We start from the raw sequence: 26,853 nt of genomic DNA, 5'->3' as shown, positions 1-26,853 counted from the left end.
ATCGCGCTCTCTCGGATAACACCATCGTTATCTAACCTCCGTTGACAGAGCCGTGTGAGCGCCGCGAATCTCTTGAGAGAGCGCTCTCTCAGTCACTCCCTTTTGTACAGAGACCCAGGAGGGTTTCGATGGCCCCTCGCATCCGGCGGCTCGGCCTGCCCCTGCTCACCGCGTCCGTCCTCGCACTGGCGACGGCCTGCGGCGGCGGAGGCGAAGGCACCGCGGCCGAGTCGAGCGCCAAGCCCGGCGAGAAGATCAAGCTGACCGTCGACCTGTTCGGCGACTTCGGCTTCCAGCCTCTCTACGAGGACTACAAGAAGACGCATCCGAACATCGAGATCGTCGAGAACGTCACCCAGTTCAACGACCACCACAGCAACCTGGTCAAGCGGCTGGCCACCAACGCGGGCGCGGGGGACGTCGTCGCGGTCGAGGTCGGCTACATCAGCACCTTCACCGCCCAGCCCGGCAAGTTCGTCGACCTCAAGCAGTACGGCCTCGACAAGCGCCAGTCCGAATACCTCGACTGGAAGTGGCAGCAGGGCCTCAGCAAGGACGGACAGCAGCTCCTCGGCCTCGGCACCGACGTCGGCGGCCTGGCCATGTGCTACCGCAAGGACCTGTTCAAGAAGGCCGGGCTGCCCGACGACCGCGACAAGGTCTCCGAGCTCTGGCCGACCTGGGAGGACTACATCGCGACCGGCAAGAAGTTCGCCGCGGCGAACGTGCCCGGCGCGAAGTTCGTCGACTCCCCCGGTGAGATCTTCCGCGCCATGGTCAACCAGGCCCCGGTCGGCCTGTACGACGAGCAGGACAACATCATCGTCGAGACCAACCCCGAGGTGAAGAAGGCCTGGGACCTGTCCAACCGGCTCACCCAGGAGGGCCTGACCGCCAAGCTGGCCGCCTTCTCCCCGCCGTGGAACACCGGCTTCGCCAAGGGCTCGTTCGCCACGATCATCTGCCCCGCCTGGATGACCGGCTTCATCCAGGAGCAGGCCAAGGACTCGGCCGGCAAGTGGGACATCGCCGCCGTGCCCGGCGGCTCGGGCAACAGCGGCGGCTCCCACCTCATGGTGCCCAAGCAGAGCAAGCACCCCAAGGAGGCGGCCGAGCTGATCGACTTCCTCACCTCCAAGGAGAACCAGGCCAAGGTCTTCAAGGAGGAAGGAACGTTCCCGTCGATCCCGTCGCTGTACGACGACCCGTCGATCCAGAACTTCACCAAGCCGTTCTTCGGTGACGCCCCCATCGGCAAGATCTACTCCGACGCCGCCAAGGCGCTCAAGCCGCAGCACCTCGGCCCGAAGGAGGCCGACGTGCGCACGGTCATCGGCAACGGCCTCGGCCGGGTCGAGCAGGGCAAGCAGACGCCCGACGAGGCGTGGGCGCAGGTGCTCCAGGACGTCAAGAAGATCAAATGAGCTCTCTCCCTCTCGCGGTCACGCAGAGGCGCAGGCGCAGCGTGCGGCACACCCTCGACACGAGGGTGTCGCCGTACGCCTACGTGGCCCCGTTCTTCCTGCTGTTCTGCGCCTTCGGGCTCTTCCCGCTGGTCTACACGGCCTGGGTGAGCCTGCATGAGTGGACGTTGCTGTCGGAGACGCAGGAGTTCATCGGCCTCGGCAACTACGCGACGTTGCTGGGCGACTCCTACTTCTGGAACGCCACGTTCAACACCCTGTCCATCGGGATCCTGTCCACCGTGCCGCAGCTCGCCCTCGCCATCTGGCTCGCGCACCTGCTCAACAGGCGGCTGCGGTTCCAGACGCTGTTCCGCGTCGCGCTGCTGCTGCCGAACGTCACCAGCGTCGTCGCGGTGGTCGTGATCTTCAGTCAGCTCTTCGGCCGGGACTTCGGCCTGATCAACTGGATCCTGTCCTGGTTCGGCGTGGGCCACATCGACTGGGCGGCGGGCACCGCCACCTCGCACGTCGCGCTCTCCGTGATGATCATGTGGCGCTGGACCGGCTACAACGCGCTGATCTTCCTCGCGGCCATGCAGGCCGTGCCGCGCGACCTGTACGAGGCCGCCACCCTGGACGGCGCGAGCAGCTTCACCCAGCTCCGCCGCATCACCATCCCCATGATCAGGCCGACGATCATCTTCGTGGTGATCGTCTCGACGATCGGCGCGATGCAGATCATCGCCGAGCCGATGCTGTTCGGCCAGAGCAGCGGCAGCGGCGGCGGCATCGCGACGGGCGGTCCCGACCGGCAGTTCCAGACGCTCGCGCTGTTCGTCTACGAGCAGGGCTTCGCGAACTCGACGTTCGACTTCGGCTACGCCTCCGCGGCCTCCTGGCTGATGTTCGTCGCCGTGGTGATCGTCGCGAGCATCAACTTCCTCATCACCCGGCGCATGAAGGGCGGTCTGGTATGAGGCTGCGCTACCTGACCCTCATCGCGGTGGCGTTCTTCTCGGCCTTCCCGCTGTACTACAGCGTGGTCGTGGCCTCCCGGCACAACTCCGCGCTGGCCCAGGTGCCGCCGCCGCTGCTGCCCGGCGGGAACTTCTTCGCCAACGTCGCGCGCGTCTTCGACACCGTGCCGTTCGGGCTGGCGCTGCTCAACTCCGTCATCGTGGCCGGCTCGATCTCGATCGCGGTGATGTTCTTCTCGACGCTGGCCGGGTTCGCCTTCGCCAAGCTGAGCTTCAGGGGCAAGAACATCATGCTGGTCATCACGGTCGCGACCATGATGGTCCCCGCGCAGCTCGGCATCATCCCGCTCTACATGCTCATGGTGAAGCTGGAGTGGACCGGCACCAACTACGCGCTCATCGTGCCCGCCCTGGTCAACGCGTTCGGCGTGTTCTTCATGACGCAGTACCTCCAGCGCGCGCTGCCCACCGAGCTGCTGGAGGCCGGCCGGGTGGACGGCTGCACGACCTGGGGGCTGTTCTGGCACGTCGTGCTGCCCGCCGCGCGGCCCGCGGCGGCAGTGCTCGGCATGCTGACGTTCATGTCGGCGTGGAACGACTACTTCTGGCCCCTGGTCGTGCTCACCCCGGACAACCCGACCGTGCAGGTGGCGCTGTCGACGCTGGCCAGCGGCTACGTCAACGACTACGTGCTCGGCCTGGCGGGCACCGCGATCGGCACGCTGCCGCTCGTGGCCGTCTTCGCGCTGTTCGGCAAGCAAATCATCGGCGGAATCATGCAAGGAGCTGTTAAGGGATGATCTTTCCCGAGGACTTCGTCTGGGGAGCCGCCACGGCCTCCTATCAGATCGAGGGGGCGGTCAAGGAGGACGGGCGGGGCCAGTCGATCTGGGACACCTTCTCCCACACCCCCGGGAACGTGGCCGACGGCGACACCGGCGACGTCGCCTGCGATCACTATCACCGCTTCCGCGACGACGTCGCCCTGATGCGGGAGCTGCGGCTGGGCGCCTACCGGTTCTCGGTGGCCTGGCCGCGCATCCAGCCGGACGGCCACGGAGCGATCAACCCGCGCGGCCTGGCCTTCTACGACCGGCTCGTGGACGAGCTGCTGGCCGCGGGCATCACGCCGTACATCACCCTCTATCACTGGGACCTCCCCCAGGCGCTGGAGGACCGCGGCGGGTGGACCGACCGCGACACCGCGTACCGGTTCGCCGACTACGCCCAGGTCGTGTACGACCGGCTCGGCGACCGCGCCCGCAACTGGGCCACGCTCAACGAGCCCTGGGTGTCGGCGTTCCTCGGCTACGGCAACGGCGTGCACGCGCCGGGCCGCCGCGACCCAGCCGAGGCCCTGCGCTCGGCGCACCACCTGCTGCTCGGCCACGGGCTCGCGGCCAGGCGGCTGCGCGAGTCCGGCGCGGGGACCGTGATGCTCGTCGTCAACTCCGCGCCCGTGCTCACCCCGGCCCAGGTCAACGACCCGTCGGCGGTGGCGAGCGAGGAGGACGCGGCGGCGGTCGACCGCGTGCACGCGCTGCTGACCCGGCAGTTCCTCGACCCCGCCGTGTACGGCAGGTACCCGGACGAGGTCATCGCGGCGGCCGAGCACAACGGCGGCACCGCGCACATCCGGGACGGCGACCTCGCGCTCATCAACGCGCCGCTCGACCTCATCGGCATCAACTACTACAACCCGTGCGTGGTCGAGGCCGGTCCCGGTCTGCCCGCCGACCCCGCCTGGCCGGGCTCGGAGGGCGTCAGGTTCGCCGAGGCCGACGCGCCGGTTACCGCCATGGGCTGGCCGATCGTCCCCGACGGCCTGTCCCGCCTGCTGATCCGGCTCTCGCAGGACTATCCGCAGGTCGGGCTCATGGTCACCGAGAACGGCGCGGCCTTCGACGACGTCGTCGAGAACGGCAGGGTGCACGACGACGACCGGGTGGCGTACCTGGACGGGCATCTGCGCGAGGCGCACCGCGCCATCGAGGCGGGCGCCGACCTGCGCGGATACCTGGTCTGGTCGCTGCTCGACAACTTCGAGTGGGCCGAGGGCTACCGGCGGCGCTTCGGCATCGTGCACGTCGACTACGCCACCCAGGAACGGCTGCCCAAGGACAGCGCGCTCTGGTACAGGGACGTGATCGTCAGGAACGGCCTGTAGATTTTTATCGTGGTCTTCCTATCGGTGCAGTCATGAGACGCCCGACCCTGGAGGCGGTCGCCGCCCGGGCGGGTGTCTCGCGTGCCACGGCCTCCCGCGTCGTCAACGGGCAGACGACGGTCGCGCCCGAGATCCGCGACGCCGTGCTGCGCGCGATCGACGAGCTGGGCTACGTCCCCAACTCCGCCGCGCGCAGCCTCGTCACCCAGCGCACCGACTCGATCGCCCTGGTCGTCAGCGAGCCGGGCAACCGGGTCTTCTCCGAGGACCCGATGTTCTCCACCGCGATCAGGTCGGCGTCGGTGGAGCTGGAGGCCGTCAACAAGCAGGTCGTGCTCATGCTGGTGTCCTCGCCCAAGAGCCACGCCAGGGTGGAGCGTTACATCGCCGGCGGCCACGTCGACGGCGTGATGCTGCTGTCCATGCACGGCGCCGACCCGCTGCCGTCGGCCCTGTCGCGGCTGCGGGTCCCCGTGGTCTCCTACGGGCGGCCCGCGGTGCCGGTCGACATCCCGTACGTCGACAACGACAACGTCGGCGGGGCCGAGGCGGGCGTGCGCCACCTGGTGGAGAGCGGGCGGCGCAGGATCGCCACCATCGCCGGGCCGCAGGACATGATCGCCGGCCAGGACCGCCTGACCGGCTACCGCAACGTGCTGCGCGACTCCGACCGGCGCTCCATCGTGGCCGTCGGCGACTTCACCCGCGAGTCGGGGGCCGTCGCGATGCGGCAGCTCCTGCGCGACGACCCCGAGCTCGACGCCGTGTTCGTCGCCAACGACCTCATGGCGGTGGGGGCGCTGCAGTCCCTGCGCCAGGCGGGGCGGCGGGTGCCCGACGACGTGGCGGTGGTCGGGTTCGACGACATCGAGGCGGCCAAATACACCGAGCCGCCGCTGACCACGCTCCGCCACCCGATCGCGGAGCAGGCGGCGGCCATGGTGCGGCTGCTGCTCAACCTGTTCGAGGGCGGGCCGGCCGACCCGGTCATCCTGCCGACCGAGCTGGTGATCAGGGAGTCGGCCTGAACGCGCAGGGGTCCGCGGTGACCGCGCCGGAGAGCGGCGCCGCCGTGCCGGGAGCCGCCGTGCCGGGAGCCGCCGTGCCGGGAGCCGCCGTGTCCACGGAGGCGGCGGTGGCGGCGGCCGTCGCGCTGGCCGAGGAGCACGGCGTGCGGGTGCGCGAGCCCGTGGTGCTCAACGACTCGTTCAACGTCCGCGTCCACCTGCGGCCCGCGCCCGTGGTGGCCAGGGTGCCCACCGTCACCGCGCTCGGCCGGGCCCGCCCGCAGGACGCGCTGGCGCGCGAGCTCTCCGTCGTGTCGTTCCTGGCCGAGGCGGGCGCTCCGGTGGTGCCGCCCAGCGACCTGCTGCCTCCAGGTCCGCACGTACGCGACGGTGTGACGCTCTCCTTCTGGGCGTACGCCGAGCACGACCCGGGCCGCGAGGTGACGCCCGCCGCGTTCGGGGGCATGCTGGCCGAGCTGCACGCCGCGCTGCGCGGCCACCCCGGCGACCTGCCGCTGCTCGGTCCCGTGCTGGACGAGCCGCTGCGGCTGCTCGACCTGCTCGCGGCGGCCCTCGACCCCGGCACGCTGGCGCGGCTGCGCGAGGCGCACGCCGAGCTGGCCGAGCGGTTCTCCGGCGCGGCGGCGGGGGCGCAGGTCGTGCACGGCGACGCCCATCCCGGCAACCTGCTGGCCACGCCGGACGGCCTGCTGTGGAACGACTTCGAGGAGTGCATGGCCGCGCCGGTGGCGTGGGACCTCGCCTGCCTGCTGCGCACCAGGCGGCTGGACGGGCGGGCGGCGGTGCGCGCGTACGGCGCCGACCCGGACGACCCGCTGCTGCGGGCGTGCCTGGCGGCGCGCGGCCTGCAGGGCACGCTGTGGGTGCTGCTCAGGGCCTTGCGCTTCCCCGAGACGGCCGGCGAGGCCCGCGCGGCCCTGGACGCCTGGCTGCGCGACCCGACCGGCGAGACCCGCTGATCGCCCCGCCGCCGGGCCGCGGGGACCTTCTCCCTGCCCCGCCATGCGCCGAAAACCCGGCCATGGCCGAGCCGGGCCGCGGTCAGACGCGGAAGACGCGGAGCTGGAGCGCGAGCGTGGTGTAGTAGCCGACCAGCGTGGTCAGCTCGAACAGCTCGCGCTCCCCGAGCAGCGCGTACTCCTCGTCGTCCAGGTCGCCCTTGGTGACCAGGGCGCGGGCGACGCGCAGCACCGCCGACTCCACCGGGTCGTCGAGCCGGAGCTCGTCGCCGGCGCGCAGGGCGGCGAGCTGCTCGCCGGTGAAGCCCAGCTCGCGCGCGATCGGCTCGTGCGCGGCCTGCTCGAACGCGCTGTCCTGGTGCCCGGCCACCACGAGGATCGCCAGCTCCCTCGCCCGGTCGGGCAGCGTGGAGCGGTAGCGGATCGCCGCGCCGAGCCGCTGCAGCGGGTCGCCGACCGGCGGGCTGAGCAGCATCGCGTTGAACGGCCCGGTGAGCCCGCCGTCCTCGTCCACCATGAACCGGCCGCGCGGCCCCGAGGTGATCGAGTCGTAGAGCTCCCGGGCCGCGGGGTCCAGGTCCTGCGGTGGTGTCCGACGCAGCCGTGCCATGCCGCGATCGTAACGGGCGGCGGCACGGCGGCGGGCTCAGGCGGTCGTCAGCCAGGCCGTGGTGTCGGTGGGCAGCATGCCGTCCTCCAGCGGCCCGCTGGCCAGCAGCACCCGGCCTTGCGGCAGCGCGACCGGCGCGGCGCCCAGGTTCGTGACGCTGGTCAGGCCCGAGTCGCGGGTGAAGGCGAGCACCTCCTCCCCCATCGGCAGCCAGGTCAGCGTCCCGTCGCCGAGCAGCTCCCTGCGGATGCCGAGCGCCGAGCGGTAAAGGTTCAGCATGGAGCCGAGGTCCGTACGCTGCGCCTCGGCGGTCAGCTTGCGCCAGCTCTCCGGCTGCGGCAGCCACGGCGTGCCCCTGCCGAAACCGAACGGCGGCTCGTCGCCCGACCACGGCAGCGGGACGCGGCAGCCGTCGCGGCCCGGGTTCTTGCCGCCGGAGCGGCGGTACATCGGGTCCTGGCGCACCTCGTCCGGCAGGTCCTCCACCTCGGGCAGGCCCAGCTCCTCGCCCTGGTAGACGTAGACCGAGCCGGGCAGCGCCATCGCGAGCAGCGCGGCGGCGCGGGCGCGGCGGTGGCCGAGCTCCAGGTCCGTCGGGCTGCCGTGCAGGGCGCCGCCGTGGGCGAAGGAGGTGTCGGCGCGTCCGTACCTGGTGACCGGCCTGGTCACGTCGTGGTTGGACAGCACCCACGTGGGCGGGGCGCCGATCGGGGTGTGCGTGGCCAGCGTCAGCTCGATCGACCTGCGCAGGTCGCGCGGGTCCCACGCGCAGGACAGGAAGTCGAAGTTGAACGCGGTGTGCAGCTCGTCGGGGCGCAGGTAGCGGGCGAAGCGCTCCTGGTCGGACAGCCAGACCTCGCCGATGAGGACGCGGCCGCCGTACTCGTCGGCGATCTTGCGCCACTTGCGGTAGACGTCGTGCACCTCGTCGAGGTCCTCGTACGCGGTGTCCGACTTGATGAGCAGGGCGGCCGAGTCGATGCGGAAGCCGTCCACGCCGCGCTCGAACCAGAACCGCAGCACGTCCTCGAACTCCCGGTGCACCTCGGGGTTCGTCCAGTTGAAGTCGGGCTGCTCGGGGGCGAACAGGTGCAGGTACCACTGGCCGTCGGGGACCTGCGTCCACGCCGGGCCGCCGAAGATCGACTGCCAGTCGTTGAGCGGCTCGTCGGCGAACCAGAACCGGTCGCGGGCCGCCGGGTTCGCCAGGGCCTCCTTGAACCAGGCGCTCTCGACCGAGCTGTGGTTCGGCACCACGTCGATGATGACCTTGATGCCGAGCCCGTGCGCCTCCTCGATGAACCGCTCGGCCTCGGCCAGCGTCCCGAAGACCGGCTCGATGTCGCGGTAGTCGGCCACGTCGTAGCCGCCGTCGGCCATCGGCGACGGATACCACGGGTTGAGCCATATGGCGTCGATGCCGAGGTCCTTCAGGTACGGCAGGCGGGAGCGCAGGCCGGCGAGATCGCCGACCCCGTCGCCGTTCCCGTCGGCGAAACTCCGCAGGTAGACCTGGTAGATCGCGGCCCCCCGCCACCACGTGTGCGACATGCGCTCATCCCTTGATGCTTCCGGCGGTCAGGCCCGCCATGATGTGCCGTTGGAAGATGAAGAAAACGATGATCATGGGGATGCTGGTGATCAGCAGCCCGCCCATGACCTGGTTCTGGGTGACGGCCCCGGCCGTCTGCGACAGGCCCACGCTGATCGTCATCTTCTCGCTGTCCGTCATGACCAGCAGCGGCCAGACGAAGTCCTTGAACGAGGTGACGATCGTGAAGATGGAGACCACACCCAGGATGGGCCGGGAGACCGGCAGGACCACCGACAGCAGGGTCCGCACCGCCCCCGCCCCGTCGATCTGCGCCGCCTCGATCAGCTCCCGGGGGATCGAGTCGAAGAAGCGCTTGAGCAGGAAGATGTTGAAGCCGTTGGCCGCGGCCGGCAGCCACAGCGCCCACGGGTTGTTGAGCAGGCCGAGGTCGACGACCGTGACGTACAGCGGGATCAGCACCACCATCGCCGGGATCATCAGCGTGGCCAGCATCATGCCGAGGATGACGCCGCCGAACACCGGCCGCAGCTTCGACAGCGCGTACGCCGCCGACACGTCCACGGCCATGCAGACGGCCCAGCCGCCCAGCGCGTAGTAGCCGGTGTTGAACAGCAGCGTCCCGATGTCGAACAGGTCCCACGCCTCGAAGAACGCCTCGGGCGACGGGTCGGCGGGAAAGAGCGTGGGCGGCATCTGCGCCAGCTCCTCCGGCGTCTTCAGCGCGCCGGTCGCCATCCAGTACAGCGGGAAGACGAACGCCAGCGTGAACAGCACGAGCACCGCGACCAGCACGAGCCAGTAGATCCGCCGTCCCCACCTGCTGTTGAGCTGGTGCGGCGAGACGATGGTGCGGAACGGCACCTCGATCGGCTTCGGCGCGCGCTTGCCGCCCCGGTCGCGCCGGGCGGCCGCCCGCGCTCCGATGGAGATCACGCCTTGTCCTCCCTGGTCAGTCTGAGCTGGAAGGCGGCGAAGACGAGCAGCACGATCATCAGCATCATGCCGAGCGCTCCCGCCGAGCCGTAGTCCTGCAGCGTGAACGCGTTCTGGAACATCAGGTACGCCACCGTGATCGTGGCGTTCTCCGGCCCGCCGCCGGTCAGCATGTACGGCTCGATGAAGACCTGCATGGTCGCCACGATCTGCAGCATCAGCATGAGCAGCAGGATCATCCTGGTCTGCGGGATCGTGACGTGCCTGATCCGCTTGAGGATGCCGGCGCCGTCGAGCTCGGCCGCCTCGTACAGCTCGGGCGGGATGTTCTGCAGCGCGGCGAGGTAGATCAGCGTCGCGCTGCCCATGTTCATCCACGTCGAGACGATGACCAGGCTGATCAGCGCGGTGGACGAGCTGTCGAGCCAGGCGAGCGGCGGCAGGCCGAAGGCGTCGAGCACCTGGTTGAACAGCCCGGGCCCCGGGTCGTAGAACCACCGGAACAGCAGCACCGCGACGATCGGCGGCAGCATGACCGGCAGGTAGACCACGAACCGCAGGTAGGCCCGGGCGTGGCGCAGCTCGTTCAGCACGAGCGCGACGACGAACGGCACGGCGTAGCCGCACAGCAGGGCGAGGAGCGTGAACTCCAGGGTGTTGAGCCAGGCCTCGCCGAAGGCCGGGTCGGAGATCGCCGTCTTGAAGTTGTCGAACCCGACCCAGACCGGCTCGTTGATCAGATCGGTCTTCTGGAAGCTCAGGATGAACTCCCTGACCATCGGATACCAGGCGAACACCGTGAAGCAGAACAGCGCCGCGCACAGGAACCCGTAGGCCGTCAGATTGCGCCTCAGAAACCGCATGAAGGGTCAGCCCTTGGCGGCCAGCAGCGCGTTCGCCTTCTTCTCCGCATCGGCGAGCAGCTGGTCGATGTTCGCGTCCTTGCGGCTCAGCACGCCGGACATCGGCACGTCGAGAATGGCGTACAGCTCCTGCGCATGCGGCGGCTCGGCCTTGGGCGGGACGTTGCCCGCGGCCTCGACGTAGGAGGCGTAATTGGCGACCGGCAGCGTCGCGTTCTTCTCCCGCTCGGCCTGGATGGCCTGGCCGGTGGGCGAGTCGCCGTACACCGCGTTGTCGGGCACGCCGACCGGGTTGCCGATGGCCTTGCCGCGGGCGAAGTCGAAGCGGCCCTTGCCGACGGTGTTGTAGCGGAAGTCCAGCCACTGCAGCGCGGCCTTGGCCTGCTCGGGCGTCGCCTTCGGGTTGATCATGAACGCCTCGCCGCCGCTCAGCGACGCCTTGGCCTCGGGGAAGCCGGTGATGCCGTAGTCGTCGACGTCGCCCTTGAACTTGGTGACCACGTCCGTGATCACGTCGGGGGCGCCGAGCATCATGCCGACCTTGCCGCTGCCCATGGCCATCATCAGCGACTCCCAGCCGACCAGGAGCTTGGTGCCCATGCTGTCGTCCACCCAGCGCATGTCGTGCAGGGTCTGGAGCACGGCCTTGCCCTCAGGCGAGTTGAACGCGGCCCGCTTGCCGTCGGGGGTGAGCACGTCGCCGCCGCGGCCGTAGAGCGCCTGGGTGAAGTGCCAGCCGCCGGTGTTGCCGCCGGAGTACTCGCCGTAGCCGACGTAGCCGGGGCCCAGCGCGGCGATCTTCTTCGCCGCCTCGCGCACCTCGGCCCAGGTCTTCGGCGGGGCGTCCGGGTTCAGCCCGGCCTTCTGGAAGAGCGCGCGGTTGTAGACCAGGCCGACGCTGTAGTGCACGTTGGGGACGCCGTAGACCTTGCCGTCCTTGGTGAGCAGCTCCTTGTGGTCGGCGCGCAGGTCGTCCCAGTTCTTGATGAGGTTCGTGTACGGCGTGATGTCCAGCGCCTGGCCCTTGGAGATCACGTCGTCGTAGTTGGTCATCGGCACCACGAACGCGGTCTCCATCTGGCCGCCCGCGAGCTTGGGACCGAAGGTCTTGGGGTCGAAGCACGGCTGCTGGTCCGTGCTCTTGACCGTCACGCCGGGGTGTTCCTTCATGAACGTGGCCACGTCGTCGTCCCACGCCTTGCGTTCCTTGGGCGCGGACTTGGCCGGCTGGCAGGCCACCGTGATCGACACGGCCGAGGCGCCGCCGGCGGACGGGGCGGGCTCGTCACCCGAGCCGCATGCGGTGGCCGTGAGGCTCAACGCGGTTACGAGCAGGAGTCCGGTGGATCTCTGCATGGTTGGACCCTTCTTGATGCGAGGTGCCCACACCATAGGTTCCGCGACGGAAAGGCGCAATATTTCGACTTCACATTGCAAGATAACGACTGCGTTACGCGTCCCTCCGACCTCCGCACGCGCCGCCGCCTCCAGACCTCGGCGCGCGCCGGGAGGCGGGCCGGACTGCGTTACTCGGGCTGTCAGACCTTGGCGCGGGCCGTGGAGGCGCGGACGACGAGCTCGGGCTCGAACAGCAGCTCGTCGGCGGGGACCACGGCCTTGTCGATCTGGGCCACCAGCAGATCGACGGCCGCGCGCCCCATGGCGTCGATGGGCTGGCGCACGGTGGTGAGCGGGGGCTCGGTGCAGTTCATCAGTGCGGAGTCGTCGAAGCCGATGACCGAGACGTCGGCGGGGACGGCGAGCCCGGAGCGGCGGGCGGCCCGCACGGTGCCGAGCGCGAGCAGGTCGCTGGCGCAGACGACGCCGGTGACCCCGCGCCTGACCAGGCGGGTGGCGGCGGCGTGGCCGCCTTCGAGCGAGAACATCGTGTGCTCGACCAGCTCGGGGTCGCCGCCTGACGCGAGGAAGGTCTCCAGCTTGCGCCGCGACGGCATGTGGTCCTTGGGCCCGAGCACCATGCCGATGCGCTCGTGGCCGAGCGCCCGCAGATGGGCGATGGCGATCTCGGCGGCCACCGCGTCGTCGCAGGACACCTGGGGGAAGTCGAGGTGCCGGACGGCGGCGTTGACCAGGACGGTGGGCAGCTTGCGCTCGTGCAGCAGCTCGTAGTGACCGTGGGAGGCGTCGGCCTGGGCGTACAGGCCGCCGGCGAAGACCACCCCGCTGACCTGCTGCTGGAGCAGGAGGTCGACGTAGTCGGCCTCGGAGACGCCGCCGACGGTGCGGGTGCACAGCACCGAGGTGAAGCCCTGCTGGGCCAGCGCGCCGCCGACGACCTCGGCGAAGGCGGGGAATATCGGGTTCTGCAGCTCGGGGAGCACCAGGCCGACGAGCCTGGCACGGTCGCCGCGCAACTGGGTGGGGCGTTCGTAGCCGAGCACGTCGAGCGCCGTCAGCACCGCCTCGCGGGTCGCGTCGGACACCCCGGGCTTGCCGTTGAGCACGCGGCTCACGGTCGCCTCGCTCACTCCGACTTTCTTGGCCACCTCTGCGAGTCGTCGTGTCATGCGCAAACTATACGGCCTTCAGCGCAAGCGCTTGCAACGGCTTACGCTCACCCGACGTCGCGCCTTGCGCGGGGCTCACGGCGGTTCCGGCCAGCCGAGACGGCGCTGACCAGCAGGGCCGTACGGAATCGGACAACACGCGACAGGTAATCTGTTGCGAAATCTCGTCGAAATATTGCGGCCATCTGTGCGACATCTTATGGTGCGGCCATCCGCTTCACCCTCGAAGGGCCACCCCCATGAGAGCTCTGCTAGCCGCCCTCTCGTTACTCGTCCCGCTCCTGGCCGTACCACATCAAGCCGCCCACGCCGCCGCTGAGGGGAACCTCGCGCTCGGCAAGCCGATCACCGCGTCGTCCCACACCCACGTCTACGTCGCCGCCAACGCCAACGACGGCGACGTCACCACGTACTGGGAGAGCGCCGGATATCCCGCCACGCTCACCGCCGAGCTCGGCGCGGACGTCACGCTCGGTTCCATCACGCTCAGGCTGAACCCCGACCCCATCTGGGGCCGCCGCACCCAGACGCTCGCCGTGCAGGGCCGCACCCAGAACGGCGGCGACTACACCACGCTCGTCCCCGAGGCCACGTACACCTTCGACCCCGCCACCGGCAACAGCGTGACGATCCCCGTCACCGGCCGGGCGGCGGACGTGCGGCTCCGCTTCACCGCCAACACCGGCGCGCCCGGCGGGCAGGTGGCCGAGTTCGAGATCTCCGGCACCCCCGCCCCCAACCCCGACCTCACCATCACGAGCCTGACCTCCTCGCCCGCCTCCCCCACCGAGACCGACGAGGTCACGCTGTCGGCGACGGTCAGGAACGCGGGCACAGAAGACTCCCCCGCGACATCCGTGACCTTCTACGCGGGCGATGACAAGCTCGGCACCGCAGCCGTGGGTGCGCTGGCCGCCGGCGCGAGCACGACCGTCTCGGCGGGCATCGGCGCGCGCGAGGCGGGAACGTACCGGATCTCGGCCACGGTGGACGAGGACGGCGAGATCCCCGAGCAGAACGAGTCCGACAACACCGCGACCGCCACCCTGACCGTCCGGCCCGCCGAGACGGCCGACCTGGTCGCCTCCCCCGTCTCCTGGACGCCGGGCAAGCCGGCCGCGGGCGAGACGGTGACGTTCACCGTCGCCGTCAAGAACCAGGGCACGGTGGCATCCGGCGGCGGCTCCCACGGCATCACGCTCACCGTCACCGACGCCTCGGGCGACGTGGTCAGGACGCTGACCGGCGCGGTGAGCGGCCCGATCGCCCCCGGCGCCACCACGAGCCCGGTCACGCTCGGCACGTGGACGGCGGCGAACGGCAAGTACACGGTCAAGACGGTGCTCGCCGCAGACGACAACGAGCTGCCGGTCAAGCAGGAGAACAACACCAGCACGCTGCCGCTGTTCGTCGGGCGGGGCGCGAGCATGCCGTACGACACGTACGAGGCCGAGGACGCCGTCATCGGCGGCGGCGCGACCCGCGTCGGCCCCAGCAGGGAGATCGGCACGATCGCCGGCGAGGCGTCGGGGCGGCGCGCCGTGACGCTGAACCAGACCGGCGCGTACGTCGAGTTCACCGCGAAAGCCCCGACCAACACCCTGGTCACCCGGTTCTCGATCCCCGACGCGCCGGGCGGGGGCGGCATCGACGCCACGCTCAACGTCTACGTGAACGGCACGTTCCGCAAGACGATCGAGCTGACCTCCCGCTACGCCTGGCTGTACGGCTCCGAGGCGAGCCCGGTCAACGACCCGAACGCGGGACCGCCCCGGCACATCTACGACGAGGCTCACGTGCTGCTCGGCGAGACCGTCCCCGCGGGCGGCACGATCAGGCTGCAGAAGGACGCGGCCAACACCTCGACGTACGCGATCGACTTCGTGGACTTCGAGCAGGTCGCGCCCGAGGAGAACCCGGACCCGGCGGCGTACGCCGTACCGGCCGGATTCACCCACCAGGACGTGCAGGACGCGCTCGACAAGGCCCGCATGGACCCCGAGCTGACCGGCGTCTACCTGCCGGCGGGTGACTACCGGACGGACGGCAAGTTCCAGGTGTACGGCAAGGCGATCAAGGTGGCCGGCGCGGGCCCCTGGTTCACCCGCTTCCACGCGCCCGCCGACCGGAGCAACACCGACATCGGCTTCCGCGTGGACGGCACCGCGGGCGGCTCGTCGTTCTCCGGTTTCGCCTACTTCGGCAACTACGTCGAGCGCATCGACGGCCCCGGCAAGGTCTTCGACCTCACCGACGTGGCGGACCTGACCATCGAGAATGTGTGGGTCGAGCACCAGGTCTGCATGCTGTGGGGCACGAACGTGGACGACTCCGTCATCAGGAACGCGCGGATCAGGAACGTGTTCGCCGACGGGCTCAACCTCACCAACGGCAGCACCGGCAACCGCGTGACCGACGTCGAGACCAGGTCCACGGGCGACGACAGCTTCGCGCTGTTCTCCGCCACCGACAAGAACGCGGGCGAGCAGCACGGCAACGTCTACGAGAACCTGACCTCGCTGCTGACCTGGCGGGCCGCCGGCCTTGCGGTCTACGGCGGCTACGGCAACACCTTCCGCAACATCTACGTGGCGGACACGCTGGTGTACTCGGGCGTCACGATCTCCTCGCTGGACTTCGGCTACCCGATGCACGGCTTCGGCGCCGACCCGCCCACCACCTTCGACGACATCTCGCTGGTCAGGGCGGGCGGGCACTTCTGGGGGCAGCAGACGTTCCCGGCGATGTGGCTGTTCTCCTCATCGAAGGTGTTCCAGGGCATCAGGATCAGCGATCTGGACATCGTGGACCCGACGTACAGCGGGATCATGTTCCAGACCGGCTACCAGGACCCGAGCACGCCGCTGAACCCGATCACGGACACGGTCTTCACGAACGTGTCCATCAGCGGGGCCACGAAGAGCGGTGACGCCTTCGACGCCAAGTCCGGCTTCGGGATCTGGGTGAACGAGCTGCCCGAGCCCGGTCAGGGCCCGGCGATCGGGTCGGCCACGTTCCACAACCTGCGCCTCAGCGGCAACCACGAGGACATCAGGAACACGACCTCGACGTTCACACTGGCCATCGACTAGATCCCGGCGACTAGATCCCGGCGACTAGATCTCGGCCCGGGTGGGCAGCCCCTGCCAGTCGCTCACGCTGGTCACCGCGGCGGCGCTCAGCAGCGCCCCGCGGTGCAGGCGTTCCTGCGGAGTGAGGCCGTCGAGCGCGGCGCTGATGTAGCCGGCGGCGAACGCCTCGAACGCACCACAGGTGTCCACGATCGGCACCTGCCAGCCCTGGACGTCGTAGCGCATCCGGGCGGCGCGCACGCTCGCGCCCTTCGCGCCCCTGTCCACGACGACCTCGCGCTCCGGGGTGAGCGCGGCCTTGACCAGGTCCAGCTCGTCCTGGCGGAGGAAGAGCAGGTGGGAGGCGCGGGCCAGCTCGCCCAGCACCTCTTCCGCCTCGCGTACGGAGGACCACAGCTCGGGGACGTACTCGACGGCGAACGAGATCATGACGTCCGCGTTCCTCGCCGCGTTGACGGCGACGCGGACGGCTTCGCGCGCGTCCCTGCTGAGTCCCGCCGTGACGCCGGTCACGTGGAGCATCTTCGCGGCGCCGATCCGGTCGATCGGCACGTTGCCCGGCGCGAGCAGCGAGCCCGCCGAGCAGGTCCGGTAGTGCGAGACGCGGGCCTGCCTGGCCACCCGGGTGTCGCGGAGCAGCAGGCCGGTCTGCACGCCGTCCACCACCCGGATGTCGGTGACGTCCACGCCCTCGCCGCGTAACACGGTGAGCGCCCTGGCGCCCAGCTCGTCGTCGCCGACCTTGCCCAGGTACGCGCAGCGGTGCCCGAGCCTGGCGAGCGCGACGGCGAGGGTGAACTCGGGGCCGCAGACGTCCAGCCTGGCCTCGCTCTCGTGGCGGACCCTGCCGCTGGAGACGACGCCCAGCGGCTCGCCGAGGGTGTAGACGTCCGTCATGGGCCCAGAGCGTAGTGGATCACGTGTCCTAAATCGCATTTTTCGGACATAAGTCCTGGTTAAAGCATGATCAAATTTTTTCCCGAACTTAGACACAACCTTTTCCAGATCCGGTGCCTCAAAGTAGTAGAGGGAGCCGGCACCCCCGAGGCCGAGCTCTGAAGTCAATACGGGGAGAGGAATCAGCACCCTCATGAGAAAGATCGCAGTTGGAATCCTGACCGCCATGGTCGGCGGCACCATGCTGGTGTCGGGCGCGGGCGTCGCTTCGGCGGCCACCGCGACCACGGCTCACAAGCCGGGCACCAAGCTTTACATTCGCGACATCAAGCCGAACCCGGTCCTGGTCAAGCGGGGCGCTGAGACCACGACGTACTTCAACGTCGGCGCCAGCCGCAACGTCAAGCGCGTCGAGCTGAGCGTGGCCCCCGAAGGCGTCCGCACGCTGGCCGCCAAGAAGGTCAAGGACCTCAAGGGCTGGCGCTTCTCGGTCGGCTTCAACGAGCACGACCCGGCGGGCAAGTGGAAGGCCACCGCCGTGGCCTTCGACTACCGCGGCAGGAAGGTCGCCACCGACTCGGCGTTCTTCTACGTCAAGCAGGTCAAGACCAAGGCCGACACCCGCATCACGCGGTTCAACGCCGGCCCGTCCAAGGTCCGTAAGGGCAAGACGATCACCTTCACCGGTCGTCTCGAGGCCCGCGACGGCCGCCGCTGGGAGGGCGCCGACCGCGAGCGGGTGGACATCTACTACCGGGCCACGGGCTCCAAGGTCTGGAAGCGGGTCACCTCCGACCTCACCGACCGGCACGGCAAGTTCTACGCCAAGACCCGCGCCTACAAGAGCGGCTCCTTCCGCGCCGTCTTCAGCGGCGACCGGCAGCTCAAGGACACCAAGAGCCGTACCGACTACGTGCGGGTCTACACCTGGCACCGCCACTGAACACGTGGGCAGGGCCCGATGAGGGTCCCGCACATGTGAGGCCATAGGCCGGCGGCCCGGCCCCTCCCGGGGCCGGGCTTCCGGCTTTTTCGGCCCGGACAGGTTTAGTGATCTTGGGATCGCCGCATGGGAACCCCCATTGCGAAAGCCGACCCCCCGTGAAGGAGCTTCCGGATGCCGCACCCCGTGATCGCCCTTGTCCTGAGCATCACGAGCGCGCTGGGAGCGGCCCCCTCATCCGAGGTGTCCGTACGCTACGAGCAGCCCTCCTCCGCACGCGCCGAGCAGGCGGAGAAGCTGCTGAAGAAGAGCGGCGCGCTGAAGACCGACATCCGCACGCCGCGGCCCGTCGAGGTCGTCGCACGCGACTGCGACTCCCCCGAGGCGACCTGGAACGACGGCAAGCGGCGCATCACGATCTGCTACTCGCTCGTCGATCAGGTGCACCGCACGATCAAAGGCATCTCGCAGACCGAGGAGGCCGACGACAAGACCACCGGCGCCCGCACCGACGGCGCGCTCGCCGTGCTCTTCCACCGCCAGCTCGGCCATGCGCTGACCAAGCTCAACGGCATACCCGACAGCCCCGTGCAGGCCGACCAGTTCGCGGCGCTGACGCTGCTCGCCGACGACCCCGAGCACGTCGTGGCCGCCGCCGAGGCCCGCCACCTGCTCGCCGGCCACGACGGACCCGCCCAGCTGGACGGCATGAAGGAGTCGGCCTCCTTCGCCTGCCTGCTGTACGGCTCCGACCCCGGCAAGTACGCCCGCATCGCCAAGGGCGGCTGGGTGCCGCCGGAGCGGGCCCCCTCCTGCCCCGCCGAGTACGAGCGGGTCAAGTCGGCGATCGGCGGCGCCGTGCGCACCGGGCCGTGAATCGCCGGACTTGACGGGTAGCGTCCCCGGTATGGCCGAGGACCTGCTCAAAGACTTCAACCCGTTCGACATCTTCGACGCCGAGGCCGCGCGGCTCGACCGGTTCTTCTCCGGGCTCGACGAGGCCGGCTGGCAGCGGCCGTCCCGATGCGCGGGCTGGTCGGTCCGCGACGTGCTCGCGCACCTCGCGGGCGAGGAGACGTACAACCACGCCTGCCTCGACGAGACCGTGCCCGACCTCATGGCGCGGCTGGCCGCCGAGGGCGTGAGCGACTACAACGACTTCAACGAGCTGTGCGTGCGTCAGCGCAGGGACCTGCCGGTCGGCCAGGTGCTCGACGAGTGGCGCACCAAGAACGCCGAGACCAGGGCGCGCATGCGGGCGCTCGGCTACGACGCCATGCTCCAGACCCTGGCCGGGCCCTACCCGGTCGGGCAGCAGACGTTCCACTACGACTCCGAGTACGCCACCCACGCCGACGACGTGGGCGCGCCGGTCTCCGACGAGGAGGCCGAGGGCAGGACTGCGTGGCGCGTCGCGGTCGGCAGGTTCGTGCTGGCCGAGCGGGGCGCGAAGGTGCAGGTCGAGCCGATGGGCGAGCAGATCTTCGCCGCGGTCGACGGCGTCAGCGCGACGCTGCCCGCCCCCGACTTCGTGACGGCGACCGTGGGGCGGCTGCCCGACTCCTACGACCTCGACCCGCGCCTGGCGGCGGCCCTGCGCTGCCTGGCCTGAGGAGGCTCCATGTGGTCTCGCGACCGCTCGGGCACCGAGCCGGTCACCGCCCGCAGCGCTCTGGGCGTGCGGCGGGTGCTGTCGATCATCGCGCTGGTGCTGGCCGTGGTGGCGGCGGTGTTCTTCGCCGTCCAGGCCATGAACACGGGCGAGCAGGTGTGGATCTGGGAGGCGGTGATCGCAGTGGTGGTGGCCGTCGTCGCCGCCGTCGATCTGCTGGTGCTGCGGCACCGCCGGGCCTCCGCCGAGGCAGAGAGCCGGCGGCGGCGCTGAGCCGCGTCAGGCGGTGCGGCCGTAGCGCTGCTTGAAGCGTTCGACGCGGCCGGTCGTGTCGAGGATGCGGCCCTTGCCGGTGTAGAACGGGTGGCTCGCCGACGACACGTCCACGTCGACGACCGGGTACGTCCTGCCGTCCTCCCACTCGATGGTCTTGTCGCTGGTCAGCGTGGAGCGGGTGAGGAAGGCGTGGCCGGCGCTCGGGTCGCGGAAGACGACGGGGCGGTAGGCGGGGTGCAGGTTCTTCTTCATGCCCCCTCCAACCGGATGACAACGGTTTTCATTCCCATCCTCCTGGGTCTTTCAGCAGGCACTTTCCGGAGCCTTCTCCGGGCCGCACGGCCTCGAGGCCTTCATGCCGGCGCCTCGGGGTCGAGCCCCAGCACCGCACGACCCCCGTCCACCGGCACCGTGACCCCGTTGACGAAGGACGCCTCGTCCGAGAGGAGATACGCCACCACGGACGCCACCTCCGCCGGGGTGGCGACGCGGCCCAGGGGATGCAGTCTGGCCAGCTCGGCCTCCACGGCCGCCGCGCCCTCGGGGCTCTGCTCGGCCAGGAACCGCTCGTACCGCTCGGTCGCCACCGAGCCGGGCGCCACCGCGTTGACCCGGATGCCGCGCTTGCCGTACTCCACGGCCAACGCCCTGGTCAGCCCCTCGGTGGCGGCCTTGGCCGTCGCGTACGGCAGGCTGCCGGGCACGGGCCGCGCGGCCTGGTGCGAGGTGACGTTCACGATGGCACCGGGCGTCCCGGCGGACAGGAAGTGACGCACGGCGGTGGCACAACCCACAAGCGCGAGGTCGAGATTGGCCGCGATCAGGCCCCTGACCTCGGCGATCGGCGTCGAGTGCACGGAGGCGTCACGGAAGACGGCCGCGTTGTTCACCCATCCCGCCAGCCGGCCCGACTCCCCGGCCAGGCGGGCGGCACCGCCGGCGACCTCCTCGTCGGAGGCGTCCCCGATGAACGGCACGACCCGGCGGCCGTCCGCCCAGGACAGGGCCTCCTTGTCGCGTTCAAGGGCGACCACGGTGACCTGATCGTCGCGCAGCAGCCGCTCCACCACCGCCCTGCCGATGCCTCGTCCACCACCAGTGACCACGTAGGAAATAGTCATATTCTTGACGCTAATCGATCTTTTGCGCTTTTGCCGGGATCAAAGTGACGTGCGTCACCATATTCTCCCGAGAATGGACAGAACGTAATCGCGCGATTGCGATGACGACATTTTCCGGACGCATGGGCGATCACCTGGCCGACCGGATGGGGCGCCATTTATCGCGCCTTTTCCCGCCGCTTGAACGGACGGTTGAGTACGGCGGATACGCCGTTGAGTGCGGTGGGTGCACAGCGGCGAGTACGGTGGGAAGCCGCCGCCTACAGCGGGGACACGCCGGGTGGGCCCTGCGGCCGGGAACACGTCGTTGCCTATGTGGGAACACACCGGGGTGCGGCAGGGACGCGCCGTCGCCTACGGTGGACGCGCGACCGCGACAGGGCGGACCCGCGCCCCGCGATGATCCCCGCTCGGTACGGCGCCGAATGCATGGTCAGCCCAGGGCGGAACCGAACACCAGCCCACCGCCGAACACGTAAGGTAGCCGCATGGATACCCCCACCGACGTCCTGCACCGCGTGTTCGGCTACGCCTCCTTCCGGGAGGGCCAGCAGGAGATCATCGATCACGTGGTGGCCGGGGGTGACGCGCTCGTCCTGATGCCCACCGGCGGCGGCAAGTCCCTGTGCTACCAGATCCCCGCGTTGGTGCGTCCCGGCGTCGGCGTGGTCATCTCCCCCTTGATCGCCCTGATGCAGGACCAGGTCGACGCGCTCAGGGCGCTGGGCGTGCGCGCCGGGTTCCTCAACTCCACGCAGGACTTCGACGAACGCCAGCTCGTCGAGGCGGAGTTCCTGGCCGGCGAGCTCGACCTGCTCTACCTCGCCCCCGAGCGGCTGCGCCTCGAGGCGACGCAGCGGCTGCTGTCCAAGGGCGAGATCTCGGTGTTCGCCATCGACGAGGCGCACTGCGTGGCGCAGTGGGGTCACGACTTCCGCCCCGACTACCTCGAGCTGTCCCGGCTGCACGAGCTGTGGCCCGACGTTCCGCGCATCGCGCTCACCGCCACCGCGACGCCCGCCACCCACGCCGAGATCTCCTCCAGGCTCGGCCTCGAGCAGGCCCGCCACTTCGTGGCCGGCTTCGACCGCCCCAACATCCACTACCGCATCACCCCCAAGAGCGACCCCAAGCGGCAGCTCCTGGAGTTCCTGCGCACCGAGCACGACGGCGACTCCGGCATCGTCTACTGCCTGTCCCGCTCGTCCGTCGAGAAGATCGCCGAGTTCCTGGCCGACAACGGCATCCCCGCGGTCCCCTACCACGCCGGGCTCGACGCCCGCACCCGCGCCCACCACCAGGCCCGGTTCCTGCGCGAGGACGGGCTCGTGGTGGTGGCCACCATCGCGTTCGGCATGGGCATCGACAAGCCCGACGTGCGCTTCGTGGCCCACCTCGACCTGCCGAAGTCGGTGGAGGGCTACTACCAGGAGACCGGGCGGGCGGGGCGCGACGGGCTGCCCGCCACGGCGTGGATGGCGTACGGGCTGCAAGACGTCGTCCAGCACCGCCGCTTGGCCATGGAGGGCGACGAGGCCCACCGCCGCCGCCAGGTGCTCCACCTCGACGCGATGCTCGCGCTGTGCGAGACGGTCGGCTGCCGCCGCGTCATGCTGCTCGACTACTTCGGGCAGACGGGCTCCCAGCCCTGCGGAAACTGCGACACCTGCCAGACGCCGCCCGAGTCGTGGGACGGCACGATCGCCGCCCAGAAGGTGCTGTCCACGGTGCTGCGGCTGGCGCGGGAGCGGCGGCAGAAGTTCGGGGTGGGGCAGATCGTCGACATCCTGCTCGGCAAGAAGACCGCCAAGGTGCTGCAGCACAACCACGACACGCTGAAGGTCTTCGGCGTGGGGGCCGACCTGGGCAACGCCGAGTGGCACAGCGTCGTCCGCCAGCTCCTCGCCCAGGGCCTGCTGGCGGTCGAGTCCGACTACGGCGCCCTCGTCCTCACCGACGCCAGCGCCGACGTGCTGCGCGGGCAGCGCGAGGTGCGGCTGCGCCGCGACGTCCTCCGCCCGGCCCGCGCCAAGGCGTCCTCCCCCGCCGCGAAGGCCGCTAAGGCCGCCGCCGAGCTGCCCGCCGAGGCCGCCCCGCTCTTCGAACGCCTGCGCGCCTGGCGCGCCGCGGTCGCGAAAGAGCAGGGGGTGCCCGCCTACGTCATCTTCCACGACGCGACCCTGCGCGAGATCGCCACCGCGCGACCCACGACACTCCAGGAGCTCAGCCGGGTGAACGGTGTGGGGGAGAACAAACTGGCGAAGTACGGCGACCAGGTCCTGGAGCTTCTAGGCGAAGACACCCCGGAGGCGTAACCCGGGAAGACGCCTCCTTCGGCCGGCCATACCCTCGACACCACCTGGCCGGCCCCGGCACCTCCGCCAACGTCCCGGCCGAACGCCCCACGGGTAGACCAGCCCCAGCACGCCTCGACGACCTCACGCCCCATGACCGGCCCAGCACCCGACACGGCCGCACGCCGCACGCCGCACGCCGCACGTCGCACGTCGCCCTAGCGTCCAACACGGCTGCACGCCGCGCGACCGAGCCAACGTGCAGCGCGCCCGCACGCCACGTGACCGAGCCCGACACCCGGTACGGCCGCAGGCCCGAGGCCACGCCCAGCGTCCACTACGCCCACTCGCGCCACGACCCACCCCCACGTCCGGCACGACCGCACACCCAGCGACCCACCCCCACGTCCGGCACAGCCGCACACCCAGCGACCCACCCCCACGTCCGGCACAGCCGCACACCCAGCGACCCACCCCCACGTCCGGCACAGCCGCACACCCAGCGACCCACCCCCACGTCCGGCACGGCCGCACACCGCGCGTCCGCCTAGCACCCGACACGACCACCAGCCCTGTGACCCAATGTCCGGCGGCGGCCACCCACCCTGCGACCGGCCCCGACGCCCTTCCGCGTTCTTTCACACCCGCCTCACCGCACCCGAGTCCGTCGTGAAGGAACGGAAGGCGGGCGATGAGCGCGTGGCGGGGCAGTCGGCCCGCAAAGCGCACGCCGACCTACGTACGGACACAGACGACTACGTACGGACACGAACGCATGGGCACAGGCCGGTCTCCCCAGGCCCGAACAGATAGCTGACGGCGAGCGCCCGCATAAGAGCATCCCTACGGAGGAGTCACCGGCAGCGCCCCACGGGCTCGCCACCGCGAGCCGGTCATCACCGCAGGACCCCGCGAACCGCAGGGCGGCCCCGCGAGCCAGTCATCACCGCAGGACCCCCGCAAACTAGTCACCGCAGGGCCCCCGCGAGCTGGTCACCACAGGGCTCGCGGAAGGAGTCCACGAGAGCGCGTCTCGCGAAGAGACGCAGAAATGCAGAAACGCCGGCGGGTCAGGACGACCGACCGCCAGAGGCACGGACGAATCCTGAGGCTGTGGAGCGGCGCGCGGCGAACACGGGCCGACGAAAGAGACCACCCACGGAGGTGGACAACGAGGAGGGACCGCGCCGAACGATGGTGGTGGCGACGGCCGCACGAAGAACGGTCGTCGCCACCACGTTGGCCGGCCTGTCCGCGCTGGACGAAGGGTCGTCTCGCGGACTCGACCGGACGTCTTACCGGCTCCCCGGCATGGCGTGGCTCGCGTGGCATTCCAGCCGCAGCCGAGTGACCCTGACCGATCTTCTCACCGTATCGGTCGGAACGCCGCCGGGTTCTACCAAGAGCCGCGTCAAGGTGTGCGGTTGACATTTCCGTACGAAGTGATCGTACGACGTGTCGGGAGTCGATGTGCAGCCGGGTCCCGCCACTCGGACACTTGCCGATCTTCAGATACCCCGTTGCGCGGGTTCGCCGGCGGGGAGGGGCGGTGGTCTGCCGGCCGTCAGCGGAACGGGGTCCAGGCGGGATCGCGGCCGAGGAAGGCCAGGAGGTGGTCGTGGGCGGGGGCGTGCGGCGGGACGGCGAGCGGCGGCGCGAAGCGGACGAAACGCTCCTCGGCGGTCACGAAGAGGCGAGCCAGGTCGAGCAGTTCCTCGGCCAGGAGCGGCGGCAGCGGCCGGCGTTCACCGCACGACACGGCGACGTCCCACCCGTGAACGGCCACCTCGATCGCCCCCACCGCGGCCACCATCGGACGGGTCAGATGCCGGTCGCCGACCGCGACGAGATCGTCCCCCGCGAGAGCGACCCACCGCCCGAGCACCTCCGTGACGCTGTCCCTGAGGAGAAGAGCAAGGTTACGCACACCACGGTGCGAGGCCGAGCCACGCATCCCATCCTGCGGAGCCTGGCCGCGCAGCTCATCATGCTGCGGGTGCAGATTGCGAAGCTCGCGCTGCGAGGCCGGGGTGGCAGGGCCAGGTGCAACCGGGTCGCGGAGCCCATCCTGCGGGACCGGACTGGGAGGGTCCGGCTGTGCGGCTGGGTGGCGCACCTCACCCTGCGGGGTCGGATCGCACCGCCCCTGCCGACGCGGCTCACCCTGCGCAGTCGGATCGCACCGCCCCTGCCGACGCGGCTCACCCTGCGCAGTCGGATCGCACCGCCCCTGCCGGTGCGACTCACCCTGCGCAGTCGGATCGCACCGCCCCTGCCGGGCGGATGCGTCACGGAACTCGCCCGGCACAACCGAGCCGCGGAGTCCGTCCCGCACAGCCGGATTACGCAGCTCGTCCTGCAGGTCCGAACTGGGCGGTTCGGGCTGTGCGGCCAAGTGGCGCACCTCACCCCCTGCGGTCGGATCACGCCACCCCTGCCGGGCGGACCCTTCATGAGACCCACCCGCCACAACCGAACCGCAGCATCCGTCCTCCACGGCCGGGCTACGCAGCTCGTCTTGCGGGTCCGAAGTGGGAAGCTCGGACCCTGCGGCCCAATGCCGCACCTCACCCTGCGGGGTCGGATCACGCCACCCCTGCCGGGCGGACCCATCACGGGACCCACCCGGCGAAGCCGGGCCACCTGGCCTGTCCTGCGCGGCCGGGTTGCGGAGCCCATCCCATGGGGTCGGGGTGCGGCGCTCCTGCTGTGCGGTGAGGCTGTGGGGCTCGTTCTGCTGTGCGGCGGCGCTGCGGGGCGTGTTCTGCTGTGTGGGGTTGCGGGGGGCGGCGATCACGGTTGGCTTGGGCTTCTTGGTCATTTGCGGTTGCAGGCCGATCGCCTTGGTGTCGTCCATCGGGGGCGCGGGCGAGACGGTGGCCGTTTCGGCGGGGCGCGCTGTACTGCCCGCGGCTGTGCAGGCAGGGGCGGCCGCTTCGGCGAGGGTCTGGAGGGAGTCGCTCAGGTGGAGCAGCAGGTCGTGGAGCGTCCAGCCGGTGCAGGGAGTCGGGCGGCCCAGGATGGCCGGGGTGACCAGGCACAGGCTGCCGAGGGCGTACGTGGTGGCTCGCTCAAGTAGCGCCACCCCTGCTTTCAGAGCCTTCTCGTGCTCGCTCATATCGCCTCCTCGTAAGTGGAGACCCGTGGGGAGACGAGAACTCATCGGGGCCGGTACGTCGTCACCCCTTCCCGCGGGTCGTCGGCCTCCCGTGAGTCGTCGGCCTCCACTGGGGCTTGGCTTCCATGGTCAGCCCCGCTCTAACGCTCTCGTCGTCGGCTTCCCGCGGATCGTCGGCTCCCACTGGGGCGTCGGCCTCCGCTGGGTCGTCGGCTTCCTGTGAGGCGTGGGTTCCTGTGGGTCGTCGGCGACGGGAGGATCCGGTCTGGCGGGTGGCCTGGGCCAGGGGCACGCTCCTCCTGGTGCCACGCGGTTCCGGGCATGCGGGGACCGTCACGCGTTGCCGGTGCTTCGGCAATCGCCCAGGAGATCTGTGGAGCCGCGATGGTGCGTGGAACCTTGTGCCGGGATCTGGAGTAGTGGGGGTGAGGACGGATGAGGTGAAGGAGGTCCGGGTGAAGGCGTGGTGGGGTG

At 70.2% G+C, this 26,853-nt stretch carries 23 protein-coding genes; 13 read left to right on the top strand and 10 right to left on the bottom strand.

What is annotated here, in order from left to right:
* The first annotated feature begins 128 nt into the window (after positions 1–128).
* From ACGFIM_RS23725 to ACGFIM_RS23700, 6 genes are read left to right on the top strand one after another with little or no spacing between them, the layout of a single operon-like run.
* A complete protein-coding gene (locus ACGFIM_RS23725; protein WP_393203640.1) occupies positions 129–1,424 on the top strand; it encodes an ABC transporter substrate-binding protein in 1,296 nt (431 codons plus the stop codon).
* Positions 1,421–2,383, top strand: coding sequence for a carbohydrate ABC transporter permease (locus ACGFIM_RS23720; protein WP_393203638.1), 963 nt, complete (start codon positions 1,421–1,423; stop codon positions 2,381–2,383). The genes ACGFIM_RS23725 and ACGFIM_RS23720 overlap by 4 nt, the downstream gene beginning before the upstream one ends.
* Positions 2,380–3,183 carry a carbohydrate ABC transporter permease gene (locus ACGFIM_RS23715; RefSeq protein WP_364060780.1) on the top strand — a complete coding sequence of 268 codons (804 nt, stop codon included), beginning with the start codon at positions 2,380–2,382 and terminating at the stop codon, positions 3,181–3,183. The genes ACGFIM_RS23720 and ACGFIM_RS23715 overlap by 4 nt, the downstream gene beginning before the upstream one ends.
* A complete protein-coding gene (locus ACGFIM_RS23710; protein ID WP_393203636.1) occupies positions 3,180–4,550 on the top strand; it encodes a GH1 family beta-glucosidase in 1,371 nt (456 codons plus the stop codon). The genes ACGFIM_RS23715 and ACGFIM_RS23710 overlap by 4 nt, the downstream gene beginning before the upstream one ends.
* 32 nt (positions 4,551–4,582) lie before the next feature.
* Entirely contained in the window at positions 4,583–5,578 is a 996-nt protein-coding gene (locus ACGFIM_RS23705) for a LacI family DNA-binding transcriptional regulator (protein WP_393203634.1), read from the top strand.
* A gap of 17 nt (positions 5,579–5,595) precedes the next feature.
* The gene (locus ACGFIM_RS23700; RefSeq protein WP_393203632.1) at positions 5,596–6,537 is read left to right on the top strand and encodes a phosphotransferase family protein; all 942 of its coding nucleotides are present in this window, start codon (positions 5,596–5,598) and stop codon (positions 6,535–6,537) included.
* A gap of 82 nt (positions 6,538–6,619) precedes the next feature.
* Here the strand turns inward: ACGFIM_RS23700 and ACGFIM_RS23695 are convergent, their stop codons facing one another.
* The 6 genes from ACGFIM_RS23695 to ACGFIM_RS23670 all read right to left on the bottom strand — a co-directional run bounded on the left by ACGFIM_RS23695 (position 6,620) and on the right by ACGFIM_RS23670 (position 13,026).
* The gene (locus ACGFIM_RS23695; RefSeq protein ID WP_393203630.1) at positions 6,620–7,147 is read right to left on the bottom strand and encodes a carboxymuconolactone decarboxylase family protein; all 528 of its coding nucleotides are present in this window, start codon (positions 7,145–7,147) and stop codon (positions 6,620–6,622) included.
* Positions 7,148–7,183: 36 nt separating this feature from the next.
* The gene (locus tag ACGFIM_RS23690; protein ID WP_393203628.1) at positions 7,184–8,698 is read right to left on the bottom strand and encodes an alpha-amylase family glycosyl hydrolase; all 1,515 of its coding nucleotides are present in this window, start codon (positions 8,696–8,698) and stop codon (positions 7,184–7,186) included.
* A gap of 4 nt (positions 8,699–8,702) precedes the next feature.
* A complete protein-coding gene (locus tag ACGFIM_RS23685; protein ID WP_393203626.1) occupies positions 8,703–9,635 on the bottom strand; it encodes a carbohydrate ABC transporter permease in 933 nt (310 codons plus the stop codon).
* Positions 9,632–10,498 carry a carbohydrate ABC transporter permease gene (locus ACGFIM_RS23680; protein WP_393203624.1) on the bottom strand — a complete coding sequence of 289 codons (867 nt, stop codon included), beginning with the start codon at positions 10,496–10,498 and terminating at the stop codon, positions 9,632–9,634. Before ACGFIM_RS23680 ends, ACGFIM_RS23685 begins: the two co-directional genes overlap by 4 nt.
* Before the next feature lie 6 nt (positions 10,499–10,504).
* Complete coding sequence (locus tag ACGFIM_RS23675; protein ID WP_393203622.1) at positions 10,505–11,854, bottom strand: ABC transporter substrate-binding protein; 1,350 nt, start codon at positions 11,852–11,854, stop codon at positions 10,505–10,507.
* Positions 11,855–12,036: 182 nt separating this feature from the next.
* Positions 12,037–13,026: a LacI family DNA-binding transcriptional regulator gene (locus ACGFIM_RS23670; protein ID WP_393203620.1), complete on the bottom strand. Its 990-nt coding sequence runs from the start codon at positions 13,024–13,026 to the stop codon at positions 12,037–12,039.
* 239 nt (positions 13,027–13,265) lie between these two features.
* On the opposite strand from ACGFIM_RS23670, the gene ACGFIM_RS23665 reads away from it, so the two are divergent.
* Positions 13,266–16,118, top strand: coding sequence for a CARDB domain-containing protein (locus ACGFIM_RS23665; protein ID WP_393203618.1), 2,853 nt, complete (start codon positions 13,266–13,268; stop codon positions 16,116–16,118).
* A gap of 24 nt (positions 16,119–16,142) precedes the next feature.
* Here ACGFIM_RS23665 and ACGFIM_RS23660 read toward each other — a convergent pair whose 3' ends face one another.
* Positions 16,143–17,015, bottom strand: a complete 873-nt coding sequence (locus ACGFIM_RS23660; RefSeq protein ID WP_393203616.1) for a sugar kinase — start codon at positions 17,013–17,015, stop codon at positions 16,143–16,145.
* Positions 17,016–17,208: 193 nt separating this feature from the next.
* Between ACGFIM_RS23660 and ACGFIM_RS23655 the strand changes: the two genes are divergently transcribed.
* The 4 genes from ACGFIM_RS23655 (at position 17,209) to ACGFIM_RS23640 (ending at position 19,843) form a co-directional block, all read left to right on the top strand.
* Positions 17,209–17,958, top strand: coding sequence for a hypothetical protein (locus tag ACGFIM_RS23655; protein ID WP_393203614.1), 750 nt, complete (start codon positions 17,209–17,211; stop codon positions 17,956–17,958).
* A 174-nt stretch (positions 17,959–18,132) separates the two neighbouring features.
* Positions 18,133–18,834: a DUF4344 domain-containing metallopeptidase gene (locus ACGFIM_RS23650; RefSeq protein ID WP_393203612.1), complete on the top strand. Its 702-nt coding sequence runs from the start codon at positions 18,133–18,135 to the stop codon at positions 18,832–18,834.
* A 31-nt stretch (positions 18,835–18,865) separates the two neighbouring features.
* A complete protein-coding gene (locus ACGFIM_RS23645; protein WP_393203610.1) occupies positions 18,866–19,570 on the top strand; it encodes a maleylpyruvate isomerase family mycothiol-dependent enzyme in 705 nt (234 codons plus the stop codon).
* A gap of 9 nt (positions 19,571–19,579) precedes the next feature.
* A complete protein-coding gene (locus ACGFIM_RS23640; RefSeq protein ID WP_393203608.1) occupies positions 19,580–19,843 on the top strand; it encodes a DUF6343 family protein in 264 nt (87 codons plus the stop codon).
* A 6-nt stretch (positions 19,844–19,849) separates the two neighbouring features.
* Here the strand turns inward: ACGFIM_RS23640 and ACGFIM_RS23635 are convergent, their stop codons facing one another.
* Together ACGFIM_RS23635 and ACGFIM_RS23630 are read right to left on the bottom strand one after the other, a co-directional pair.
* Positions 19,850–20,098, bottom strand: coding sequence for a type B 50S ribosomal protein L31 (locus ACGFIM_RS23635; protein WP_393203606.1), 249 nt, complete (start codon positions 20,096–20,098; stop codon positions 19,850–19,852).
* Between the two features lie 101 nt (positions 20,099–20,199).
* Positions 20,200–20,967, bottom strand: coding sequence for an SDR family NAD(P)-dependent oxidoreductase (locus tag ACGFIM_RS23630; RefSeq protein ID WP_393203604.1), 768 nt, complete (start codon positions 20,965–20,967; stop codon positions 20,200–20,202).
* 488 nt (positions 20,968–21,455) lie between these two features.
* Between ACGFIM_RS23630 and recQ the strand changes: the two genes are divergently transcribed.
* Complete coding sequence (gene recQ, locus ACGFIM_RS23625) at positions 21,456–23,282, top strand: DNA helicase RecQ (RefSeq protein ID WP_393203602.1); 1,827 nt, start codon at positions 21,456–21,458, stop codon at positions 23,280–23,282.
* A 1,143-nt stretch (positions 23,283–24,425) separates the two neighbouring features.
* The gene (locus tag ACGFIM_RS23620) at positions 24,426–24,689 is read left to right on the top strand and encodes a hypothetical protein (RefSeq protein ID WP_393203600.1); all 264 of its coding nucleotides are present in this window, start codon (positions 24,426–24,428) and stop codon (positions 24,687–24,689) included.
* Positions 24,690–24,825: 136 nt separating this feature from the next.
* On the opposite strand, the gene ACGFIM_RS23615 is transcribed toward ACGFIM_RS23620, so the two are convergent.
* Positions 24,826–25,146 carry a hypothetical protein gene (locus ACGFIM_RS23615; RefSeq protein WP_393203598.1) on the bottom strand — a complete coding sequence of 107 codons (321 nt, stop codon included), beginning with the start codon at positions 25,144–25,146 and terminating at the stop codon, positions 24,826–24,828.
* Positions 25,147–26,853 lie beyond the last annotated feature (1,707 nt).

It is taken from the genome of Nonomuraea sp. NPDC049309 (assembly GCF_043196965.1).
Classification (GTDB): domain Bacteria; phylum Actinomycetota; class Actinomycetes; order Streptosporangiales; family Streptosporangiaceae; genus Nonomuraea; species Nonomuraea fastidiosa.
The sequence above is the reverse complement of the archived record's forward strand: the minus strand, read 5'-3'. Positions and strand labels throughout refer to the sequence as shown.

Coding starts and splice junctions, on each gene's coding strand:
- ACGFIM_RS23725 (WP_393203640.1), top strand. CDS start 129: ATGGCCCCTCGCATCCGGCGGCTCGGCCTGCCCCTGCTCACCGCGTCC.
- ACGFIM_RS23720 (WP_393203638.1), top strand. CDS start 1,421: ATGAGCTCTCTCCCTCTCGCGGTCACGCAGAGGCGCAGGCGCAGCGTG.
- ACGFIM_RS23715 (WP_364060780.1), top strand. CDS start 2,380: ATGAGGCTGCGCTACCTGACCCTCATCGCGGTGGCGTTCTTCTCGGCC.
- ACGFIM_RS23710 (WP_393203636.1), top strand. CDS start 3,180: ATGATCTTTCCCGAGGACTTCGTCTGGGGAGCCGCCACGGCCTCCTAT.
- ACGFIM_RS23705 (WP_393203634.1), top strand. CDS start 4,583: ATGAGACGCCCGACCCTGGAGGCGGTCGCCGCCCGGGCGGGTGTCTCG.
- ACGFIM_RS23695 (WP_393203630.1), bottom strand. CDS start 7,147: ATGGCACGGCTGCGTCGGACACCACCGCAGGACCTGGACCCCGCGGCC.
- ACGFIM_RS23690 (WP_393203628.1), bottom strand. CDS start 8,698: ATGTCGCACACGTGGTGGCGGGGGGCCGCGATCTACCAGGTCTACCTG.
- ACGFIM_RS23680 (WP_393203624.1), bottom strand. CDS start 10,498: ATGCGGTTTCTGAGGCGCAATCTGACGGCCTACGGGTTCCTGTGCGCG.
- ACGFIM_RS23675 (WP_393203622.1), bottom strand. CDS start 11,854: ATGCAGAGATCCACCGGACTCCTGCTCGTAACCGCGTTGAGCCTCACG.
- ACGFIM_RS23670 (WP_393203620.1), bottom strand. CDS start 13,026: ATGACACGACGACTCGCAGAGGTGGCCAAGAAAGTCGGAGTGAGCGAG.
- ACGFIM_RS23665 (WP_393203618.1), top strand. CDS start 13,266: ATGAGAGCTCTGCTAGCCGCCCTCTCGTTACTCGTCCCGCTCCTGGCC.
- ACGFIM_RS23660 (WP_393203616.1), bottom strand. CDS start 17,015: ATGACGGACGTCTACACCCTCGGCGAGCCGCTGGGCGTCGTCTCCAGC.
- ACGFIM_RS23655 (WP_393203614.1), top strand. CDS start 17,209: ATGAGAAAGATCGCAGTTGGAATCCTGACCGCCATGGTCGGCGGCACC.
- ACGFIM_RS23650 (WP_393203612.1), top strand. CDS start 18,133: ATGCCGCACCCCGTGATCGCCCTTGTCCTGAGCATCACGAGCGCGCTG.
- ACGFIM_RS23645 (WP_393203610.1), top strand. CDS start 18,866: ATGGCCGAGGACCTGCTCAAAGACTTCAACCCGTTCGACATCTTCGAC.
- ACGFIM_RS23640 (WP_393203608.1), top strand. CDS start 19,580: ATGTGGTCTCGCGACCGCTCGGGCACCGAGCCGGTCACCGCCCGCAGC.
- ACGFIM_RS23635 (WP_393203606.1), bottom strand. CDS start 20,098: ATGAAGAAGAACCTGCACCCCGCCTACCGCCCCGTCGTCTTCCGCGAC.
- ACGFIM_RS23630 (WP_393203604.1), bottom strand. CDS start 20,967: ATGACTATTTCCTACGTGGTCACTGGTGGTGGACGAGGCATCGGCAGG.
- recQ (WP_393203602.1), top strand. CDS start 21,456: ATGGATACCCCCACCGACGTCCTGCACCGCGTGTTCGGCTACGCCTCC.